Origin of the sequence: uncultured Amnibacterium sp. (assembly GCF_964244015.1) — a bacterium.
Taxonomy (GTDB): Bacteria; Actinomycetota; Actinomycetes; order Actinomycetales; family Microbacteriaceae; genus Amnibacterium.
Window position 1 is genome coordinate 20,484 of sequence record NZ_CAXTHO010000011.1, and the last position, 20,226, is coordinate 40,709.

At 70.3% G+C, this 20,226-nt stretch carries 18 protein-coding genes and 2 pseudogenes; 10 read left to right on the forward strand and 10 right to left on the reverse strand.

Features of this window, described 5'->3' with window-relative positions; genetic code table 11:
- The first annotated feature begins 50 nt into the window (after positions 1-50).
- Positions 51-1,448: a M1 family metallopeptidase gene (locus ACFE67_RS02615; RefSeq protein WP_375405319.1), complete on the forward strand. Its 1,398-nt coding sequence runs from the start codon at positions 51-53 to the stop codon at positions 1,446-1,448.
- A gap of 148 nt (positions 1,449-1,596) precedes the next feature.
- Here the strand turns inward: ACFE67_RS02615 and typA are convergent, their stop codons facing one another.
- Together typA and ACFE67_RS02625 are read right to left on the reverse strand one after the other, a co-directional pair.
- Complete coding sequence (gene typA, locus ACFE67_RS02620) at positions 1,597-3,513, reverse strand: translational GTPase TypA (protein ID WP_375405320.1); 1,917 nt, start codon at positions 3,511-3,513, stop codon at positions 1,597-1,599.
- Between the two features lie 163 nt (positions 3,514-3,676).
- Positions 3,677-5,356, reverse strand: coding sequence for a dipeptide ABC transporter ATP-binding protein (locus ACFE67_RS02625; RefSeq protein ID WP_375405321.1), 1,680 nt, complete (start codon positions 5,354-5,356; stop codon positions 3,677-3,679).
- A gap of 59 nt (positions 5,357-5,415) precedes the next feature.
- Here ACFE67_RS02625 and ACFE67_RS02630 point away from each other — a divergent pair, with 59 nt between their 5' ends.
- A complete protein-coding gene (locus ACFE67_RS02630) occupies positions 5,416-6,024 on the forward strand; it encodes a hypothetical protein (RefSeq protein ID WP_375405322.1) in 609 nt (202 codons plus the stop codon).
- Between the two features lie 23 nt (positions 6,025-6,047).
- Here the strand turns inward: ACFE67_RS02630 and ACFE67_RS02635 are convergent, their stop codons facing one another.
- From ACFE67_RS02635 to ACFE67_RS02645, 3 genes are all read right to left on the reverse strand, one after another.
- Positions 6,048-7,115 (reverse strand): ABC transporter permease, encoded by a 1,068-nt coding sequence (locus ACFE67_RS02635; RefSeq protein ID WP_375405334.1) that lies wholly within the window; start codon positions 7,113-7,115, stop codon positions 6,048-6,050.
- A gap of 80 nt (positions 7,116-7,195) precedes the next feature.
- Positions 7,196-8,749, reverse strand: coding sequence for an ABC transporter permease (locus ACFE67_RS02640; protein WP_375405323.1), 1,554 nt, complete (start codon positions 8,747-8,749; stop codon positions 7,196-7,198).
- Positions 8,750-8,833: 84 nt separating this feature from the next.
- Complete coding sequence (locus ACFE67_RS02645; RefSeq protein WP_375405324.1) at positions 8,834-10,642, reverse strand: ABC transporter substrate-binding protein; 1,809 nt, start codon at positions 10,640-10,642, stop codon at positions 8,834-8,836.
- 252 nt (positions 10,643-10,894) lie between these two features.
- On the opposite strand from ACFE67_RS02645, the gene ACFE67_RS02650 reads away from it, so the two are divergent.
- Positions 10,895-11,674, forward strand: coding sequence for a CPBP family intramembrane glutamic endopeptidase (locus ACFE67_RS02650; RefSeq protein ID WP_375405325.1), 780 nt, complete (start codon positions 10,895-10,897; stop codon positions 11,672-11,674).
- Between the two features lie 53 nt (positions 11,675-11,727).
- A pseudogene (locus ACFE67_RS02655) lies at positions 11,728-12,225 on the forward strand (2'-5' RNA ligase family protein); the annotation flags it as partial.
- A 151-nt stretch (positions 12,226-12,376) separates the two neighbouring features.
- On the opposite strand, the gene ACFE67_RS02660 reads toward ACFE67_RS02655, so the two are convergent.
- The gene (locus tag ACFE67_RS02660) at positions 12,377-12,982 is read right to left on the reverse strand and encodes an LON peptidase substrate-binding domain-containing protein (protein ID WP_375405326.1); all 606 of its coding nucleotides are present in this window, start codon (positions 12,980-12,982) and stop codon (positions 12,377-12,379) included.
- 130 nt (positions 12,983-13,112) lie between these two features.
- On the opposite strand from ACFE67_RS02660, the gene ACFE67_RS02665 reads away from it, so the two are divergent.
- The 3 genes from ACFE67_RS02665 to ACFE67_RS02675 are packed head-to-tail and all read left to right on the forward strand — an operon-like array spanning position 13,113 to position 15,130.
- Positions 13,113-13,730: an AIM24 family protein gene (locus ACFE67_RS02665; protein WP_375405327.1), complete on the forward strand. Its 618-nt coding sequence runs from the start codon at positions 13,113-13,115 to the stop codon at positions 13,728-13,730.
- Between the two features lie 3 nt (positions 13,731-13,733).
- Entirely contained in the window at positions 13,734-14,375 is a 642-nt protein-coding gene (locus ACFE67_RS02670) for an AIM24 family protein (RefSeq protein WP_375405328.1), read from the forward strand.
- On the forward strand, positions 14,372-15,130 hold the full coding sequence (locus tag ACFE67_RS02675) for an AIM24 family protein (protein ID WP_375405329.1): 759 nt from the start codon (positions 14,372-14,374) through the stop codon (positions 15,128-15,130). Before ACFE67_RS02670 ends, ACFE67_RS02675 begins: the two co-directional genes overlap by 4 nt.
- A gap of 12 nt (positions 15,131-15,142) precedes the next feature.
- Here the strand turns inward: ACFE67_RS02675 and ACFE67_RS02680 are convergent, their stop codons facing one another.
- The 3 genes and pseudogenes from ACFE67_RS02680 to ychF form a co-directional block, all read right to left on the reverse strand.
- Positions 15,143-15,271: a TerD family protein gene (locus ACFE67_RS02680; RefSeq protein WP_375405335.1), complete on the reverse strand. Its 129-nt coding sequence runs from the start codon at positions 15,269-15,271 to the stop codon at positions 15,143-15,145.
- Positions 15,266-15,391 (reverse strand): annotated as a pseudogene (locus tag ACFE67_RS02685) (TerD family protein); the annotation flags it as partial. The pseudogene ACFE67_RS02685 and the gene ACFE67_RS02680, both read right to left, overlap by 6 nt.
- 13 nt (positions 15,392-15,404) lie before the next feature.
- Complete coding sequence (gene ychF / locus ACFE67_RS02690) at positions 15,405-16,475, reverse strand: redox-regulated ATPase YchF (RefSeq protein ID WP_375405330.1); 1,071 nt, start codon at positions 16,473-16,475, stop codon at positions 15,405-15,407.
- A gap of 222 nt (positions 16,476-16,697) precedes the next feature.
- Between ychF and ACFE67_RS02695 the strand changes: the two genes are divergently transcribed.
- Together ACFE67_RS02695 and rmuC are read left to right on the forward strand one after the other, a co-directional pair.
- Positions 16,698-17,303, forward strand: a complete 606-nt coding sequence (locus ACFE67_RS02695) for an exonuclease domain-containing protein (protein ID WP_375405336.1) — start codon at positions 16,698-16,700, stop codon at positions 17,301-17,303.
- 128 nt (positions 17,304-17,431) lie between these two features.
- On the forward strand, positions 17,432-18,712 hold the full coding sequence (rmuC, locus tag ACFE67_RS02700) for a DNA recombination protein RmuC (protein ID WP_375405331.1): 1,281 nt from the start codon (positions 17,432-17,434) through the stop codon (positions 18,710-18,712).
- Positions 18,713-18,825: 113 nt separating this feature from the next.
- Here rmuC and glpX read toward each other — a convergent pair whose 3' ends face one another.
- Positions 18,826-19,803 carry a class II fructose-bisphosphatase gene (gene glpX / locus ACFE67_RS02705; protein WP_375405332.1) on the reverse strand — a complete coding sequence of 326 codons (978 nt, stop codon included), beginning with the start codon at positions 19,801-19,803 and terminating at the stop codon, positions 18,826-18,828.
- A 119-nt stretch (positions 19,804-19,922) separates the two neighbouring features.
- On the opposite strand from glpX, the gene ACFE67_RS02710 reads away from it, so the two are divergent.
- A partial coding sequence (locus tag ACFE67_RS02710) for a class II fructose-bisphosphate aldolase (protein ID WP_375405333.1) occupies positions 19,923-20,226 on the forward strand: 304 nt, incomplete at its 3' end.

The following is a 20,226-nucleotide window of genomic DNA, read 5'->3' on the forward strand; positions in this document are numbered from 1 at the left end:
GCGTCGCAGGGGGCTGTGGCACTCGGCTGCCGCACGCGCTACCGTCCGGTGTGCGACGCCGCAGCCTGCCCCTCCTCGCCGCCGCACTGATCGGCGCGCTCGCCCTCGGCGCGCTGCCCGCGGAGGCGTCCACCCACGACCCCGTCGACGGCGGCGCGTCCTCCGGGGACCCGTACTACCCGACGCTCGGCGACTCGGGCTACGACGCCCTCCACTACGACATCGCGCTGCGCTACCGGCCCTCGAGCCGGTCGCTGTCCGCCGTGACGTCCATCCGCCTCCGGCCGTCGATCGCGCTGACCTCGCTCGCCCTCGACCTGCGCGGGCTCAACTTTTCGAGCGCCACGGTCGACGGGCGGCCGGCACGGTTCAGCCAGACCGCGGAGAAGCTGCGGGTGCGCCCCGCGACGCCGCTCGCGCGCGGCCGGGCCGTCACGGTGCGCGTCGCGTACTCCGGCACGACGGGGCGGCCCGTCGACAACACCGACTCGCTGTTCGGCTGGATCTCGACGCCGAACGGTGCGCTCGTCGCGAGCGAGGCGTACGGTGCCCCGACCTGGTTCCCGGTGAACGACAGCCCGGTCGACAAGGCGCGGTACTCCTTCACCGTCACGGTGCCGGAGGGGAAGCAGGCCGTGGCGAACGGCCTGCCGACCGGGCAGCCGGTCACCCGCCGCGGCTGGACCACCTACCGCTACACCGAGACGGCGCCGATGGCGAGCTACCTCGCGACCGTCGACATCGGGGACTACACGATCCACCGGTTCCGGAAGAGCGGGTTGCCGTACCTCACGGCGGTGGACGAGCATCTGACCGGTACCGCCCGGACCGAGTCGCTCGCCGCGATCGCGAAGCAGCCCGCGATCATCGCCTGGTTCGCGAAGCGGTTCGGGCCGTACCCGTTCTCCTCCGCCGGTTCGATCGTGGACTCGTTCGACATCGGCTACGCGCTCGAGACGCAGACGCGGCCGATCTACTCGCCCTCCGCCGACGAGAGCACCGTCGCGCACGAGACCGCGCACCAGTGGTTCGGCGACAGCGTGACCCCGCGACGCTGGAAGGACATCTGGCTGAACGAGGGCTTCGCCACCTATGCCGAGTGGCTCTGGGACGAGCACGCCGGGATCACGACGCTCGAGAAGGAGGTGCAGCGCCTCCGGGACACTCCGGCCTCGGCCGACGTGTGGGGCCGCGAGGTCGCGGACCCGGGCCCCGCCCACCTCTTCGACGACGCGGTCTACGACCGCGGCGGTCTGACCCTCGTGCTGCTGGAGCGGAAGTTGGGCACTCCCGTGTTCCAGCGCATCCTGCGGACCTGGGCGACCACCCACCGGTACGGCAGCGGCACGACGGAAGAGTTCATCGCGCTGGCGGAGCGGCTGTCGCACCAGGACTTGGGCTCGTTCTTCCACACCTGGCTCGACACGACGGGCAAGCCGGCCTTCTGAGCCCGGGCCCCCTCCGGAGTACCCCCTCCGGTCCCGCCCTCCCGAGTCCTTCAGCAGGACGCAGCGCGATCAGCAGGACAGAACGGCGTGTTCTGTCCTGCCGAACGCATCGGGTCCTGCTGTCGCACTCGGACTGCAGGGCTCGTGATTACGCGTCGATGGTCTGGCGCTTCAGCTTCGTCGCCGCGCGGGCACGGGAGTGCTGGTCCAGGTGCACCTTGCGGATGCGGACCGCGGTCGGCGTGACCTCGACGCACTCGTCCTCACGCGCGAACTCGAGGCTCTCCTCGAGCGACAGCTCGCGGGAGGGGGTGAGGCGCTCCAGCTCGTCCGCCGTGGAGGAGCGGATGTTGTTCAGCTGCTTCTCCTTCGTGACGTTGACGTCCATGTCGTCCTGGCGGCTGTTCTCGCCGACGACCATGCCCTCGTAGACCTCCTCCGACGGCTTCACGAAGAAGATGCCGCGCTGCTGCAGGTTCTGCAGGGCGAACGGCGTGACGACGCCCTGGCGGTCCGCCACCATCGAGCCGTTCACGCGGGTGGTGATGGCACCGGCCCAGCGGTCGTAGCCGTCGAGGATCGCGTTCGCGATGCCCGTTCCGCGGGTGATGGTGAGGAACTCGGTGCGGAAGCCGATCAGCCCGCGTGACGGCACGCGGAACTCCAGGCGCACCCAGCCGGTGCCGTGGTTCGACATGGTGGTCATGACGCCCTTGCGCGCCGCGAGCAGCTGCGTGATCGCACCGAGGTGCTCCTCCGGCGCGTCGATCGTCAGGTGCTCGAAGGGCTCGTGCGTCTTGCCGTCGATCTCCTTCGTGACGACCTGGGGCTTGCCGACGGTGAGCTCGTAGCCCTCCCGCCGCATCTGCTCGACGAGGATCGCCAGGGCGAGCTCGCCGCGGCCCTGCACCTCCCACGCGTCGGGGCGGCCCACGTCGACGACCTTGACGGAGACGTTGCCGACGAGCTCGCGGTCGAGGCGGTCCTTCACGAGGCGCCCGGTGACCTTGTGACCCTTGCCGCCCTTGCCGGCGAGCGGCGACGTGTTGGTGCCGATCAGCATCGAGATCGCGGGGTCGTCCACGTGGATCGCGGGTAGCGGGCGCACGTCCTCGGGGTCCGCCAGCGTGTCGCCGATCGTGATGTCCGGGAAGCCCGCGACGGCGACGATCTCGCCGGCCGACGCCGACTCGGTCGGGAAGCGCTCGAGCGCGCGGGTCGCGAGCAGCTCCGTGATCTTCACGTTGGCGACGGTGCCGTCCCCGCGCACCCAGGCGACGGTCTGGCCCTTCTTCAGCTTGCCGTTGAAGACGCGCAGCAGCGCGAGGCGGCCGAGGAACGGGGAGGCGTCGAGGTTCGTGACGTGCGCCTGCAGCGGGTGCTCGTCATCGAACGTCGGCGCCGGGATGTGCTTGAGGATCGCGTCGAACAGCGGTTCGAGATCGGCGTTGTCCGGCAGCGTGCCGTTCTCCGGCTTGTTCCAGCTCGCGGCGCCGTTGCGGCCGGAGGCGTACACGACGGGCACGTCGAGGATCGCGTCCAGGTCGAGGTCGGGCACATCGTCCGACAGGTCGCTGGCGAGCCCGAGCAGCAGGTCCTGCGACTCGTGCACGACCTCGTCGATCCGCGCGTCCGGCCGGTCCGTCTTGTTGACGAGCAGGATGACGGGCAGCTTCGCCTCGAGCGCCTTGCGCAGCACGAAGCGCGTCTGCGGCAGCGGGCCCTCGGAGGCGTCGACCAGCAGCACGACGCCGTCGACCATGGAGAGGCCGCGCTCGACCTCACCGCCGAAGTCGGCGTGGCCGGGGGTGTCGATCACGTTGATCGTGACGGGACCGTCCGAGGCGTGCTCACCGCGATACGTGATCGCGGTGTTCTTGGCGAGGATGGTGATGCCCTTCTCCCGCTCCAGCTCGTTGCTGTCCATCGCGCGGTCATCGACGTGGGCGTGGTCCGCGAACGAGTGCGTCTGCTTCAGCATCGCGTCGACGAGCGTGGTCTTGCCGTGGTCGACGTGCGCGACGATCGCGACGTTGCGCAGATCGGAACGGGTGGCGAGCGCCATGGTGAAGCCTTTCGGTGAGATGCCCGCTCAAGCGGGCTCAGCGCCGGCACAGCTCCCGACGGGGCGCGCGACACGCTGGCTGCGCCGACATCGGCGCATACCCATGGTACCCGGCGGACGCAACCGGAGTGCGGGTGGCGCTCGGGCGCCGAGCCGGGCTGGCTCAGACCCCGTCGCGAGCGGTCCGGCGTGCGGCCTGCTCGTGCGGATCGGGCACCGGCACGGCGGCGATCAGCCGCTTCGTGTACTCCTGCGTCGGCGCGCGGAGGATCTGGTCTTTCGTGCCCTGCTCGACGAGCGCCCCCTTGCTCATCACCGCGATGCGATGGGACAGCAGGTCGACCACCGCGAGGTCGTGGCTGATGAAGAGGCAGGCGAACTGCAGCTCCCGCTGCAGCTCCTGCAGCAGGGTGAGGAACCGCGCCTGGACCGAGACGTCGAGCGCGCTGGTCGGCTCGTCGGCGACGAGCAGCTTCGGGTTGAGCGCGAGCGCGCGGGCGATGCCGACGCGCTGCCGCTGACCACCGGACAGCTCGTGCGGGTACCGGTTGCGGAACGTGCGCGGCAGCTCGACCATGTCGAGCAACTCCTCCACTCGCCGGTCGATCACCGGCTTCTCCCGCCCGGCGAGCAGGAGCGGCTCCCCGATCGACTGCCCGATCGGGAAGCGCGGATTCAGGCTCGAACCCGGGTCCTGGAACACGATGCCGATGTCCTGCCGGGCACGCTTGAGCTCCTTCGCGTCACGCTTCGAGAGGTCGTGCCCGACGACGTGCAGCGAGCCGGCCGCGATCGGCAGCAGCCCGACGAGCGCACGGCCGATCGTGGTCTTGCCAGATCCGGACTCGCCGACGAGGCCGAGCACCTCCCCCGGCGCGATCGTGAGGTCGATGTCGGAGGCTGCGCGGAACGCCGGCATCCGCCCGCGCTTCGGGTACTCGATCGCGACGCCGTCGAACCGGACGGCGGGTTCGAGATGCGCACGCTCCGCCTCGACCAGCGCTTCGGTGACCTCGACCTGCGCCTGGCCGAGGTGCGGGACGGAGGCGAGCAGCTGCTGTGTGTAGGGGTGCTGCGCACGGAAGAAGATGTCGTCGACGGTGCCGGACTCGACGACCTTGCCGTCCTTCATCACGAGCATCCGGTCGGCCATGTCCGCCACGACACCCATGTCATGGGTGATCAGCACGATCGCGCTGTTCAGCCGGTGCCGCAGGTTGCGCAGCAGATCGAGGATCTCGGCCTGGATCGTCACGTCGAGTGCGGTGGTCGGCTCGTCCGCGATGAGCAGCGCCGGGTCGCAGCTGATCGCCATCGCGATCATCGCACGCTGCCGCTGCCCGCCGGACAGCTGGTGCGGGTACTTCTTGACGGACGTCTCGGGCGACGGCATCTCGACCAGTCGCAGCAGCTCGACGGCGCGCTCCTGGGCGTCCGACGGCGACAGCTCGAAGTGGGTGCGCAGCGTCTCGACGATCTGGAAGCCGACGGTGTACACGGGGTTCAGGGCGGTCATCGGCTCCTGGAAGATCACGGCGACGTCCTTGCCGCGCACGCTCCGCAGCCGGCCGCCGCTGAGCCCGACCATCTCGGTGCCCTTCAGCTTCGCGCTGCCGGTGACGCGCCCGTTGGCGGGGGTGAGGCCGAGCAACGCCATCGAACTGGAGCTCTTGCCGGACCCGGACTCCCCCACGATCGCGAGGATGTCACCGGGCATGACCTCGTAGTGCATGTGCTCCGCAGCCGGGTACCACTCGCCGTCGACCCAGAAGTCGACGCCGAGATCCCGCACCGCGAGAATCGGCTGGGGCTCGGCCGTCCCGGTGGGCGTCGTTGCGGTCATGCTGCGTTCCGTCCGGTGGTCGGGTGGGTGGCGCACGTCTCGTGCGCGACGATTGTGCTGTGCAGGGGCTGACGGAGGACGTGACGCTGCGACCCCGCTCGAGCCGGGTGCTCGCCGCAGCGCTCGTCGGTGTCGCTGCGCTCGGTCTGCTCGGCGTCCTCGCGACCGGCCGCACGGAGCTGATCGTGCGAGCGATCCCACCGCTCGGGCTGCTCGGCTTCGGCGCCTGGACCACGTTCTGGCACCCCGCCGTCCGGATCGGCCCGGCCGGGGTCACGATGATCAACCCGATGCAGACCGTCACGACGACGTGGCCGGCCGTCGAGGACGTGCAGACCCGCTGGTCGCTGGCCGTCGTCACCGCACGCGGCGTGCACACCGCATGGGCGGCGCCCAGACCGAGTCGGATGACGAGTGCGCTCAGCGTGCGTCGTGACGTCCGCGGCCTGGCGGACTACGCCGCCGAGCGACGCCGGCAGCAGGAGCCGGGCCGCGCGACCGGCGACATCGCCGCCCACCTGGTGACCGCGCAGTGGAGCCAGTACCGCGACCGGGGCCTGCTCGGCGCCGTCGAGGGATCGGGAGTGGAGATCCACTGGCACGTCACGACCGTGCTCGTGCTCGCCGCCCTCGCGAGCGCGTGGGTGCTGGTGCTCGTCCTGCCCTGACAGCGGCCGGCCGCCTCCGCCGGTCACTGCACCCCGGACGACTGCGGCTCGACCGACTGCTCCCGCGAAGCCGTCTGCGCCTGCCGCGCCGTGCGGTTCAACCCACGCTTCTGCCGTGGGTCGAACGCGTCGCGCAGCCCGTCGCCGATGAAGTTGATCGTCAGCGCGATGATGACGATGAACACGCCGGGGTACCAGAACAGCCACGGTCTCGTGTTGAACGCCGTCTGGTAGTCGGAGATCAGCTTCCCGAGGGACACATCCGGCGACTGCACCCCGAGGCCGAGGTAGCTGAGGGCCGTCTCGGTGAGGATCGCCGCCGACATCGTCAGCGTCGCCGAGACGATCACGACGCCGACGGTGTTCGGCAGGATGTGCCGGAAGATGATCCTGGTGTTCGAGGCGCCGGCGACCCGGGCCGCATCGACGAACTCCCGCTCTCGGAGCGAGAGGACCTCGCCGCGGACGAGGCGCGCGAGCGTGGTCCAGACGAGCAGGCCGAGCATCAGCGCCAGCACGAAGGAGCCGGAGCCCGCCAGCGCGTGGCCGACGATCGCGGCGAGCAGGATCAGCGGCACGATCAGCACGAGGTCGGTGAGGCGCATGAGCAGCGCGTCGATCCGCCCGCCGAAGAACCCGGCCACGGCGCCCACGACGGTGCCGAGGATGGTGGAGACGACGCCCACGACGAAGAGGATCATCAGCGACTGCTGAGCGCCGCGCATCACGCGCGCGAACATGTCGTGTCCGATGTCGTCCTGGCCGAACGGATGAGCGCCGAGACCGAATCCCGGACCCGGGATGACCGACAGTGTGGGACCGCCGCCGTTCACCGGCGCCGGGACGTCCGCATACCCGTACTGCCACCACCCGGGGATGCTGATCGGGCCGAGCACGACGCCCTCTGAACTGAACGCGACGACCACGAACACGGCGAGCACGACCATCGAGATGATCGCGCCGCGGTTCCGGAGGAAGCGCCGCAGCACGATGCGGCCGAGGGACAGCCCCTCGACCTCTTTGAGTTCGAGCTGGCGCTCCGTGTCGCTCGGCGCACCAGGTCCCCCGGACGCTATGCCCGGGTCGGACATCATCGTCGCGGCGTTGCGCGGATCCTCGCCGTCGGGGCCGGAGCCGGCGTCACTGCCGAGCGGTGGCAACGGTCCCATGCTCATGCGGACACCCGGATCCTTGGGTCGAGGGCGGAGTAGACGACGTCGGCCAGGATGTTGAAGACGACCGCGGTCACCCCGGTGACGAGGAACACGCCCATGAGCGTGTTCACGTCGAGCACGGTGCCGGTCAGCGCGACGTTGAACAGCGCCCCCATGCCCGACCAGCTGAACACGGTCTCGGTGACGACCGCGCCGCCGATGAGTGCGCCGAAGTCGAGGGTGACGATCGTGGTGATCGGGATGAGCGCGTTCCGGAACGCGTGCCGCATGACGACCGTGCGCTCCGTGAGGCCCTTCGCCCGCGCCGTCCGGATGTAGTCCTGGTTCATCACGTCCAGCAGGCTCGCCCTCGAGTAGCGCGAGTACGACGCGATCGAGATCAGCACGAGCGCGATGGTCGGCAGCACCAGGTGCGTGAACGTATCGAGGTTGTCGATCCAGAACGACGCGGTGAGATCCGGTGTCGATGAGCCGATCGTCGCGATCGGCCGGCCGTTCTGGTAGTCGAAGTAGGGCTTCCACCCGTGGAGGCTCTGGTCGACCATGAGGATGAGCATCGAGACGAAGGCCGTGAGCGCGCCGGTCCGGACCGACTGCATCCGGTCGTATCCGCCCCAGAGGAAGCCGATCACGGCGCCGACCGCGGTGAACACCAGGACCGCGAGGATCGCGGTGCCGACGTTCCAGAACTCGTACTGCTCGAAGAGGCCCCACCCGCTCGCCGTGAGCGGGTAGTACAGGACGGCGACGAGGCCGACGACGCACAGCGCGGTGTACCGGGACTTCGTGTTCGCCCACCCGGTGGACAGCACGGTCATCACGACCGCGACGCCGAGGCAGAGCACCACGGACATGACGATGCCGAACGAGGGGTCCGCCAGCCAGCGGGTCGCGGAGACGTAGATCAGCGCCGCTGCGGTGGCTGCGGCCGCGACGCCGAAGGTGATCAGGCGCCGTCTGGGTGGTCCCCCGACGATCACCTGCCAGACGATCCCCGCGATCAGGGTGAGGACGACGATGGTGACCGGTGGGAGCACCGGATCGCTGAGGAAGTTGTTGAAACCGATCGCCCCGAACTGCTTCAGCATCACCGCGACCCAGAAGATCGGCAGCGAGAAGAACAGGAACGAGATGAACGTCGCGCTGTAGTCGTAGGTCGTGTACTGCCGCAGCGCCGTCGTCACGCCGACGGTGATGCCGACCACGATCGCGATGAGCGTCGCGCCGAAGACGAGCTGCAGCGTGACACCGATGGCGGTCGACAGCTCGTCGGTCACGGCCTGGTTGGTCGGCGAGAACCCGAGCGAGAACCTCCCCACGAAGGCGCCGAGCACGCCGCCCAGCCAGATGAAGTACCGGAAGTAGGGCGGGACGTCGAGGTTCAGCAGGCGCACGCGCTGCTCGATCAGCTGCGCCTTGTTGACCGACCTGCTCTCCTGCAGATCCTGCAGCGGGTTGCCCGAGACGCACGCCAGGACGTAGACGAGGTAGGAGGCGACCAGCAGGACCGCGACGGAGGCGAGGACCCGTCGGGTCAGGAAGTGCAGCACGGGGCGACGAACTCCTTGCATCGATCCAGGTCGGGTCCAGGATCATCCTGGACCCAACCCGGGCCGGTTGTGCGGTTCAGAGGGCTACTTGCCGTTCTCCCACTGCCAGAAGTTCCAGAACACGTTCGGGACGAGCGGGCTCTCGGAGACGTTCTTCACCGAGCTGGTCCAGGCGAGGACGTCCGGCAGCTGGAACAGCGTCATCGACGCCGCGTCGTTCCAGTACTCCTTGTCCACGTTCTGCAGCAGCGCGTTCGCCTCGTCGGCACTCGTCGACGTCGCGATCTTCGTGAAGTCGGAGTCGACGGTCGCGTTCTTGTAGCCCTGGAAGTTGGACGAGCCGGTCGAGATGAACTGGCTCTGGGCGCTGGTGTAGGCCAGCGACGTGTACGACCACGCGAACACGACCGCGTCGTAGTTGTACTTGCCGGATCCCACGCCGCTCGGACCGAAGAAGTCCGCGGTGGGCTTGCCGACGTCGGTGACCGTGAACAGTCCGCTCGCCTTCGCGGCCGCCTGCACCAGCTGGAACTCGCCCTCACGGCGAGGGTTGTCGTTGGCGTAGGCGAACTTCACCGTGATCGGCGTCTTCACCCCGGCCTTCGCCAGCAGCGCCTTCGCCGCGTCCACATCCGCCGTCGCGTACGCGGAGGATCCGTTCGCGGCGACCGACTCGTCGTATCCGGCCGAGCCCGGGAGGAACGTCGCCGAGTTGTCGGCGGTGATCTTCGAGGACAGCGGCTTGATCAGGCGGTCGATGATCTCCTGACGCGGGATGACGTGCAGGAACGCCTGCCGCACGGCGAGGGCCTTCGCGGCGCTGCCGCCGTAGGACGCGGGATCGAACGGACCCTTGTTGTTGAAGGTCAGGTCGATGTGCTCGTAGGAGGCGTTGGGGCTCGTCGTGGACGTGATGCCCTTCGCGCCCGCGAGCGCCTTGACCGTGTCGCTCGTGGCCTGGCCGTACAGGACGTTGACCTCGCCGTTCTGAAGCCCCTGCACCTGGGCGGTCTGGTCGGGGATCTCCCGCACGGTGATCTGCGAGAGATGCGGCGTCTCGGGACCAGCGATGTAGTCCTTCCGCGCCTTCAGGGTCACGTACTGGTTCTTCACGATCTTCGTGATCTCGTACGGGCCGTTGCTCACGAGCACCGCCGGGTTCGACGGCTGGCTCGTCGCGTCGAACTTCGTCGACCACGCGGTCGCCAGCTTCGCGAGCTGATCCTTGTCGCCGGACTGCACCGCGTCGACGACGTCCTGCGCCGCCTTGGCGCCGGTGTCGGAGTTGATACCGGCGAGCTCCCAGGTGGCTGCGGCCGACATGTTGATGACCGGCTGGAGCTCCCAATCGATGTAGGGCTTGTCGTAGACGACGGTGAAGGAGCGTCCGTCGTCGGAGATGGTGGGCACCTTGGAGATCAAGGCGGCGCCCGTGCCTTCACCTGCATAGATGCTGGTGAAGTTCACGCCACCCTTCTCGGTGGAGTTGTATTCGGTCGCGTTGGAAGCCCAGTTGAGCAGCGCGTCGGCGGCACCGACCTGCACGCCGTCGGACCACTTCACGCCCTCCTTGACGGTGTACTTGATGGTCAGGGGGTTGTCGCTGACCTTCGTGTACGTCCCGAACTTGGTGTTCTTCACCAGCTTGGGCGTGTTGTCGTAGTAGTTGAACGTCGAAGTCGTCATGTAGATGACGTTCTGGTTGTACGTGGAGTTACCGGTCGACGAGAACGAGTTCGGCGAGGTGAACGCCGAGTTCTGGGCGACGGTCAGCTTCGTGTTCGCCTCGATACCGCCGTTGCTCGTCGTGGTGCTGCCGCTGGTGCAACCGGCGAGAACGAGTACGGCGGCGCTCGCAGCCGCGACGGCCGCAAGCATGCGCTTCCTGATCACTGTGCCTCCTAGGTCATCACGGGCACGGACGGTGCTCTGGCGTCTCGTACCCGCCCTCAGGTTACGAGCAGGGGGTGGAGGTGGCCCGCAAGAGTCCAAACGGTTACAACATGGAAATACGCGCGCGAATTCGGTGCGCTGAGCGCCGCGATCACCAACGTCGTCGCGGGACACGCAACGATCGTGCGCGTGGGACGCTGCAGCGGCAGTCGGGAGCACCGGGTCCGAGCGCGGGTGCATGGTGGTGTGGTGATGGATCCGGCGAGCGTTCCGGCTGCGAGCGGAGTCCGCGAGCCGAGCGGCCGACGGCCCGGCGTCGAGCTGCTGCTCGTGCTCGGGGTGAGCCTCGGGCAATCCGCGGTCTACTCGGTCGTGTCGCTCGCCGACTCGCTGACGCGCGCCCGGCTGAACCAGCAGACGCAGACGCTGAACCCGACGCAGGACGACCGGGCGGTCTTCGACCTGATCTACCAGCTGCTCGGGATCGCATCGCCGCTCGTGCCGGTACTGCTCGCTCTGTACCTGATGGGCCCCGGCGTGCTCCGGCGGATCGGCATGGACCTGCGGCGGCCGGGATTCGACATCCCGTTCGGCGTGCTCCTCGCCGCATGCATCGGCATCCCCGGCCTCGCCCTGTACTTCGGGGCGGTCGCGCTGAACCTCAACCTGCAGGTCGACACCTCGGGCATCGGACCCCAGTGGTACGCGATCCCGGTGCTCGTGCTCTCCGCTGCCCGGGCGGCGGTGCAGGAGGAGGTGATCGTCGTCGCGTTCCTGCTCGACCGGCTCGAGTCGAAGGGCTGGCGGTTCTGGAGCGTGCTGCTGACCAGCGCGCTCCTCCGTGGCTCCTACCACCTCTACCAGGGCTTCGGCGGGTTCGTCGGGAACGCGATCATGGGTGCGGTCTTCGTGCTGGTCTACCGGCGCTGGGGACGGCTCGGCCCGCTGGTGGCGTGCCACTTCATCCTCGATCTCGTGAGCTTCGTCGGCTACGACCTGCTGCGGCAGATCGCGCCCCAGCTGCTGCCGTGATTCGCGGGGGCCGCCACGGGCCCTGTCGGCGGTGCCGCGTAGCGTCCTCGGCGATGGTGCAGAGCATCGAGCTGCTGTTCGACGACGACGCGGAGGCGGCCCTCCGGTCGACGTGGGCGGTGCTCGCCGACGCCGGACTGCCGAGCCTCGCGGACCATCGGGGCGAGACGAACCGCCCGCACGTGACCGTCGCCGTCACGGTCGGCAGCGGGTTCGAGGCGGCCGTCGCCGCGCTCCACGCGGTGTTCGACGGCTGGGGCATCGGCAGGACCGGCCTCGCGGCCGTCATCGGCGCGCCCCTGCTGTTCGGCGGCCAGAGGCGACGTTGGGTGCTGGCGCGGCAGATCGTGGCCTCCCGCCCCCTCCTGACCCTGCATTCGGCGGTGTCCCGTGCGGTCGGACTGCAGGCGCCCGGCGCGGAGGTGGTTGCGCAGACGCGGCCGGACCTGTGGACGCCGCACGCGACGCTCGCGCGGCGGATCCCCGCGGAGCGGCTGGCCGAGGCGCTCGCGACCGTCGACCGCGAGCCCCTCCCGTGCCGCTTCCGGGCCGCCCGCCTGTGGGACAGCACGACGAAGACGGTCACGCCCCCGGGTCTGAGCCTCGATCACGAGGGGTGGCTGCACCTGTCCGAACGCGTCCGAGGGCGAGCGGGTGCGCACGGCGCCGTGCGCCGCAGAGCCTGGAGCGATGGCAGGACGCCTACGCGCTGTAGAGGGTCTCCGCGTCCTCCGCGAGGTCGATCGTGCGCTCCATTAGGCGCTCGATGCTCGGCGACCGCAGCAGGTCGAGCTGGTCCAGCGGGCCGAACGGCGCGATCGCGGCGAGCTGCCACGCGGCCGCTGCCGGGTCGTCGTCGAGCACGATGTCGGCTGGCCAGCGCACCTCCTCGCCCGCCTCCTCCGCGAGCTTCAGCACCCGGCGCACGACGACGTCCGCACGCTGGAGCGTCGGCGTGAGATCGTCGGACCACTCGGCGTCGGGCAGGTCGGACACCTCGGCCCGCGGGTACGGCGCATCGTCGAGCCATTTCTCGACCCGGAACCTCCTGACCCCCTGCGCGATGAGCAGGATCGACTCGCCGGAGGTGTCGAGGCTGCCGATCTGCGCCACGGTGCCGATGTCGGTGCGCACGTCGCCGCCGCCCACCTCCTGCCCCCGCTCGATCAGGGTGACGCCGAACTCGGCGGGCTCGTCGCCGAGGATGTCGCGCAGCATCGCCATGTAGCGCGGCTCGAATACCCGGAGCGGCAGCGGCATGTGCGGCAGCAGCACCGAGCCGAGCGGGAACATCGCGATCTCGGTCATCGGGTCAAGGCAAGCACGACTGCCTGCGCGTTGCGCACGCGTGCAGCACACGGGCTCACCTCGACCTGCGGGAGCGGTGCTCGGTAGGCTGCCGAGCCGGCGAGGGCGCCGCATCGGACGAGGAGACGTCGTGGCACAGCTGACGGGGGCGAAGCGGATGCTGCACGCCGACCTCGAGGGCGACGGCATTCGGGCGGCGCAGGGCGCGATGGTCGCCTACGTCGGCGCGATGGAGTTCAAACACGCCGGGATGGGCGGAGGCGGAGGGCTCCGCGCCGCCGTGAAGCAGCGCATCGCGGGCGAGTCCATCAGCCTGATGGAGTGCACCGGGCGCGGGCGCGTGTACCTCGCGGTCGGGGCGCAGGACGTCACCGTGGTCCGGCTCGACGACGACACGCTCACGGTCGAGTCGGAGCACGTCCTCGCCGTGACGGCCGGGCTGCGGCTCGACGTGCGGTTCTCCGGCCTCAGGGGCATGACGAGCGGGCAGGGGCTCGCGACGACGGCGATCACCGGCACCGGTCAGTGCGCGATCCTCTCCGACGGGCCGCTCATCGCGCTCGCCGTGGGGCCGGGCATGCCGCTTGTCGTCGATCCGGACGTGTACGTCGCGGGCACCGGGTCGCTGCAGCTCAGCCTCGTGTCCGGCATCAGCTGGCGCAGCCTTGCCGGCGAAGGCGGCGGCGAGCCCTTCAGCCTCCGCTTCGAGGGCACCGGGACCGTGTACATCCAGCCCGCGGAGCGATGAGCGATGGCGTTCGAGCAGGTCAACGGCAAGGTCGTCAGCGCGGCGGTGGGGCCGGCGGCGGAGGTGCTCGCGCGGCGGGGCGCGATGCTCGGCTACGCGGGCGAGGTGGCGTTCCGGCCGGTGACGGGCGGTGGCGGCGCCGGCGGGTTGATCGGGCGGACCGTCGCCGGCGAGCAGGTGCCGATGATGGTCGCCGAGGGCCGCGGCACGGTCTACTACGGGCATCGCGGCCTGCACGTCTCGCTCGTCAGCCTGACCGGCGAGACCCTGACGGTCGAGGCCGACCGCCTGCTCGCGCACGACGCGCAGCTGACGACCTCGGTGCAGCTCATCGCGCAGGGCGGCATCCGGCAGGCCGTGCGCGGAGCGGTGTCCGGCCTCGGACTGTTCACGACGACGGTGAGCGGGAGCGGCTCCGTCGCGCTGCTCTCCCACGGCGGCACGATCGAGATCCCCGTGGACGGCGCCGAGGTCGGCGTGGACCCGCAGGCGTACGTCGGGCACGTGGGCGCCCTGCAGCTCGATCTGAAGGCGAGCGTCGGCCTGCGTGACCTCGTAGGGCGCGGCTCGGGCGAGGCGCTGCAGCTGCGGGTGACCGGCCACGGCCGGGTGTACGTGCAGGCATCCGAGGAGAAGTTCGCATGATCGAGATGAGCGGCGGCCCGACCGTCCTGGACGCGCGCACCCTGCCGGAGGACGACAACGTCAACCCCTACGCGTACTCGATCGCGCTGCACGGCGAGTGGTTCACCGCCAAGGGCGCGATGATCGCCTACTACGGGGACGTCTCGTTCGCGGGAGTCGCCGCCTTCGCATCCCGGGCCGCATGGGTCGCCTCGCGGTTCTCCTCCCCGCTCCACACCCACGACTGGGTCGTCGCGTCCGGCACCGGCAGGCTCGTGATCGGCGACCGCGGCTACGACATCGCCTCCTACGACCTGGAGGACGGCAACCTGACGATCCGGGCTTCGAACCTGCTCGCGTTCGAGACGGGCCTCGAGCTGAAGCAGTCCGTCGTGCCGGGCTTCCTCACCCTGCTCGGCACGGGGAAGTTCCTCGCCTCGTCCTCCGGCCCGGTGATCTTCGTCGAACCGCCGTTCCGCGCCGACCCGGAGGCGCTGCTCGGGTGGGCCGACTGCCCGTCGCCGTCACTGCACTTCGACGCCCGCTGGATGGCCCGCTCCTTCGCAGCCGGCATCCAGGGCCTGCTCGGACGGGAGTCCGGGGAGGAGCGCCAGTTCGACTTCACGGGAGCGGGCACCGTGCTGCTGCAGTCCTCGGAGGCGACCCGCGCCGACGCGGCGCTGCTGCACCAGATCGAGGCGCAGACGCACGTGCTCGACACCGCGGACGCCGTGCAGCTCGGCCAGCGGCTCGTCGCGCGCGGTCAGCAGCGCTGACCCGCCGATCGGTCAGCCGATGTCGACGCCGGAGTCCCGAGCGATGCCGGCCAGCCCGGACGCGTAGCCCTGGCCGATCGCGCGGAACTTCCACTCGCCCCGGTTCAGGTACAGCTCGCCGACGTCTCCCTCGCCGCCCACCAGATCGTCACCGCGGCTCGCGACCGAGCCGACCGGCGACGTCGGCTGGCTGGAGAAGTCGAAGTGCGCGTCGCTCAGCACCCTCCCGTCGGCGTCGCACAGCAGGGCGCTCGCGTCGAGGTCGGGGTGAGGGTCAACCGTGCCGCCACTCGACGACGTCGCCGTCCTGCATCACGTAGTCCCTGCCCTCGATGCGGGCGCGGCCGCGGCTGCGCGCCTCCGCGATCGAGCCGGCGTCCACGAGGTCCTGGAACCCGATCACCTCCGCCTTGATGAACTTCTTCTCGAAGTCGGTGTGGATCACCCCGGCCGCCTCCGGGGCATGGGCGCCGCGGCGGATCGTCCAGGCCCGGGTCTCGTCCGGGCCGGACGTCAGGTACGTCTGCAGCCCGAGCGTGTCGAAGCCGATGCGCGCCAGCTGGTCCAGCCCGCTCTCGTCCTGGCCGGTGGAGGCGAGCAGCTCGGCCGCGTCCTCGGGATCGAGGTCGATCAGCTCGCTCTCGATCTTCGCGTCGAGGAACACCGCGGGCGCCGGCGCGACGAGCGCGGCGAGCGCCGCCTTGCGCGCGTCGTCGGTGAGCACCGCCTCGTCGACGTTGAACACGTAGAGGACGGGCTTCGCGGTGAGCAGCCCGAGATCCCTGATCGGCTCGGGGTCGACGCCGGAAGCGGTCAGCCGGGTGCCCGCGTTCAGCGCGGTCTGCGCGGCGCGGATCGTGTCCAGGACCTCCTGCGGCGTCTTGCGCCCGCGGACCTCCTTCTCGACCCGCGCCTCCGCCCGCTCGAGCGTCTGCAGGTCGGCGAGGATCAGCTCGGTGCCGATGGTCTCGAGGTCGCCGGCCGGGTCGACGCCGCCGGCGACGTGCACGACGTCGGGGTCGGCGAAGCCGCGCACCACCTCCGCGATCGCGTCCGCCTCCCGGATGTTCGCGAGGAACTGGTTGCCGAGGCCCTCCCCCTCGCTCGCGCCCTTGACGATGCCGGCGATGTCGACGAACGAGACCGCGGCGGGCACGATCTTCTTGGAGGCGAAGAGCTCGGCCAGCACGGCCAGCCGCGGATCCGGAAGGTCGACCACACCGACGTTCGGCTCGATCGTCGCGAACGGGTAGTTCGCCGCGAGCACGTCGTTCTTGGTCAGCGCGTTGAAGAGCGTCGACTTGCCGACGTTGGGCAGGCCGACGATGCCGATGGTGAGAGCCACGGCGGTCAACCGTAGTTCGCGGGAGCACGACGGCAGGACCCGGGAGCTTCCGCGGGGCTGGGTCCTGCGGAACAGCACTTCGGCAGGCCGTCCGCGCTTCAGCAGGCTCAGGGGCGGCCTGACGGCCTGCTGGAGTGCGCACAGCCTGCCGAAGTGCTGGTCCCGCGACGAATTACACGGATGTCGGACTCGGTGTCGGAGGGGGCTGCGAGCATCCCGTCCGTGCCACTGGACTTCGCCGCGATCGACTTCGAGACGGCGGGACCCTCCGCCGCGTCCGCCTGCTCCGTGGGGGTCGTGACGGTGGTGGACGGCCGGGTCGTCGACCGTGTCGGCTGGCTGATCCGGCCACCCGCCGGGCACGACGTGTTCAGCGAGTGGAACATCCGCATCCACGGCATCACGCCCGACCGGGTCGTCGGCGCCGCCGGCTGGGGCGATCAGCTGGGCGACCTGATCGAGGCCATAGGCGGTCGACCGGTGGTCGCCCACAACGCCCGGTTCGACATGGGCGTCCTGCGCGCCGCGTGCTTCGCCTCGGGGACGAGCACGCCGGCGCTCGACTACTTCTGCAGCCTCCGGGTCGCGCGCCGCACCTACGCGCTCACCTCCTACCGCCTTCCAGTCGCCGCGATGGCCGCGGGCTTCGAGGACTTCGCGCACCACGACGCGCTCGCCGACGCGGAGGCGTGCGCGGCGATCGTCGTGCATGCCGCCGACCGGCACGGCGCGGAGGACGTCGCGAGCCTGCTCGACGCGGTCGACGACCGCCTCACGCGGCTCGAGCCGCAGGCGCCGCAGACCCGCGTGCCGATGGCGTTCGTCTAGCCCCGACCAGCCGCTGGGGCGCCGTTCAGCGGCTGATGCGCCCGCGCGCGCAGTCACATCAGCCGCTCACGGGCTCGCGAGGAGAACGCGACCCGAGCGATGTCGGTGGCCGCTGCGAGCATCCCCGCATGGAACCTCTCCTGACGCTGGGCGCACTGATCGTCGGCGTCTTCCTCGGCGCGCTGCTCATGGCGGGCATCGCCGGGCGCCGCCGGGGCGAGGACCGGGCGATCACCGCCGGCCGGCACGAGTCGGACCTGCTGCGGGCACGGGCGGAGGGGGACGCCGTCGCGGCCGGGCTGCGCACCGAGCTCGCCGCCGCCGACGCGACGATCGACGGGCTGCAGCGGGAGCTGGTGGCCGCGGACCGGCGGGCGCAGGAGGACCGTGCGGCGCGGCGGTCCGAGGCGGAGCAGCAGCGTGTCCGCGACCAGGAGGAGTCCCGCGTGCTGGCTGCGCTCTCCCCGGTGCAGGAGACCCTCCGGACCATGCAGGGGAAGGTCGCCGAGCTCGAGCAGCAGCGCGCCGCGCAGTACGGGTCGCTCGAGCAGCAGCTGCTCGAGACCCGCGCGTCGTCGGACCAGGTCAGGAACACCGCGGAGTCGCTCGCCGCGGCGCTGCGGCACAACTCGATGCGCGGGGCGTGGGGCGAGACCCAGCTGCGGCGGCTCGTCGAGAGCGCGGGACTCACGAACCGCGTCGACTTCGACCTGCAGGTCAGCAGCCGCACCGAGGACGGGGTGCGCCGGCCCGACCTGGTGGTGCGCCTGCCGGAGGGGAAGAGCATCGCGGTCGACGCGAAGGTGCCGCTCGCCGCGTTCATCGAGGCGAACGAGATCCCGGCGACCGCGATCGGCGCGGAGGCGGTCCGTCGCGATGCTCTCATGAAGGAGCACGTGAAGGCGGTCAGGTCGCACATCGACGCGCTCGCCGCGAAGGGGTACTGGACCGACTTCCACTCCCCCGAGTTCGTCGTCGCGTTCCTGCCGAGCGAGTCCCTCCTGTCCGCCGCCCTGGCAGCGGATCCGTCGCTGCTCGACTACTCGTTCTCGAAGCGGGTGGCGCTCGCCTCGCCGGTGAACCTCTGGGCCGTGCTGAAGACGGTCGCCTACACGTGGACGCAGCAGGAGCTCACCGAAGACGCGCACCGGCTCTTCACGCTGTCGAAGACGCTCTACGAGCGGCTGTCCCTCCTGGCGCAGCGTGCGGAGAAGCTGCGCGGCGCGCTCGAGCGGACGGTCACGAGCTACAACGAGTTCGCGGCGACCCTCGAGTCGCGCGTGCTCGTCACCGGACGGCAGATCAACCGGATGGACGAATCGAAGATCCTCGGCGAGGCCGCTCCGATCGACACGGTCCCGCGCCCCTTCACCGCCCCCGAGCTGGCGGCCCGCGAAGACGCCGCGTGACGGCGAGTTCGACAGCAGGACTCAGGAGCATCAGCAGGATCGAGACGCGCCTCCGGTCCTGCTGACGGTGCTGAGTCCTGCTGAACCGCTCGTACCTCCTCCAGCCGGCCTTCCTACAGCCAGCGGCTGGCGACGTGCTCGCTGACGATGCGGCGGAAGGTGCCGGACTTGCTGCGGAGCACGACCGACTCGGTGCGGATGGTGTCACCCAGCAGGCGTACGCCGTCGACGAGCCCGCCGTCCGTGACGCCGGTGGCGATGAACATCGTGTTGTCGCCGGCGACGAGGTCGTCCGCGGACAGCACGACGTCGAACTTCAGCCCGGCGGCCTCGCCGCGCGCCCGCTCCTGATCATCCTTCGGCGCCAGGCGGCCCTCGATGAAGGCTCCCATCGCCTTGATCGCGCACGCGGTGACGACCCCCTCCGGGCTGCCACCGATGCCGACGCACAGGTCGATCCGGGTGCCGTGCCTGGCCGCGTTGATGCCTCCTGCGACATCGCCGTCCAGGAGGATCCGCGTGCCGGCGCCCGCGGCGCGGATGTCCTCGATCAGCCCCGCGTGCCGCGGCCGGTCGAGCACGGCGACGACCATCTCGCCGACCGGCTTGCCCTTCTTCTTCGCGAGCTCCCGGATGTTGTCCCCGATCGACTGCTCCAGCGAGATCACGCCGTGGCCCCGGTCGTCCGCCACGAGCTTGTCCATGTAGAAGACCGAGGAGGCGTCGAGCATCGTGCCGCGATCGGAGGCCGCGATCATCGCGAGCGCGTTCTGGCGGCCCTGCGCCGTCATCGCCGTGCCGTCGATCGGGTCCACCGCGATGTCCGTCTGCGGCCCGTTGCCGGACCCCACGTGTTCACCGTTGAACAGCATCGGCGCGCGGTCCTTCTCGCCCTCGCCGATCACGACCACACCGTCGAACTCCACCGTGGACAGGAACGCCCGCATCGCGTCCACCGCGGCGCCGTCGGCCGCGAGCTTGTCGCCCTTGCCGATGAACGGCACCGCGCGGATGGCCGCCGCCTCCGTCGCCCGGACCAGCTCCATCGCCAGGTTCCGACTCGGATGCGCAACCAGATTCGTCTCGGCCATCAGTGGGGCTCCCTCCGCCGTGCGGCGGACGCTACTCGGAGGGACCGTGCGTGTGCCCGTCAGTACAGTGATCGTGGCCACGCCGCGTCCTGCCGCGGCCGATCGATGAGGAGCGCCACATGCCCGTCGCCACCCCCGACCAGTACGCCGAGCTGCTCGACCGTGCGAAGACCGGCGGATTCGCCTACCCCGCGATCAACGTCTCCTCCTCGCAGACGGTCAACGCGGTTCTGCAAGGACTGACGGAGGCCGGCAGCGACGGCATCATCCAGGTCACCACCGGCGGCGCGGACTACTTCGCCGGCCAGACGGTGAAGAACCGCGCGGCGGGTGCACTCGCATTCGCGCGCTTCGCGACCGAGGTCGCGAAGAACTACCCGATCACGGTCGCGCTGCACACCGACCACTGCCCGAAGCCGGCGC

Coding starts and splice junctions, on each gene's coding strand:
- ACFE67_RS02675 (WP_375405329.1), top strand. CDS start 14,372: ATGATCGAGATGAGCGGCGGCCCGACCGTCCTGGACGCGCGCACCCTG.
- ACFE67_RS02625 (WP_375405321.1), bottom strand. CDS start 5,356: ATGACCGCAACGACGCCCACCGGGACGGCCGAGCCCCAGCCGATTCTC.
- typA (WP_375405320.1), bottom strand. CDS start 3,513: ATGGCGCTCGCCACCCGTTCCGATCTGCGCAACGTCGCGATCGTCGCG.
- glpX (WP_375405332.1), bottom strand. CDS start 19,803: ATGGCCGAGACGAATCTGGTTGCGCATCCGAGTCGGAACCTGGCGATG.
- rmuC (WP_375405331.1), top strand. CDS start 17,432: ATGGAACCTCTCCTGACGCTGGGCGCACTGATCGTCGGCGTCTTCCTC.
- ACFE67_RS02650 (WP_375405325.1), top strand. CDS start 10,895: ATGGATCCGGCGAGCGTTCCGGCTGCGAGCGGAGTCCGCGAGCCGAGC.
- ACFE67_RS02635 (WP_375405334.1), bottom strand. CDS start 7,115: ATGTCCGACCCGGGCATAGCGTCCGGGGGACCTGGTGCGCCGAGCGAC.
- ACFE67_RS02660 (WP_375405326.1), bottom strand. CDS start 12,982: ATGACCGAGATCGCGATGTTCCCGCTCGGCTCGGTGCTGCTGCCGCAC.
- ACFE67_RS02670 (WP_375405328.1), top strand. CDS start 13,734: ATGGCGTTCGAGCAGGTCAACGGCAAGGTCGTCAGCGCGGCGGTGGGG.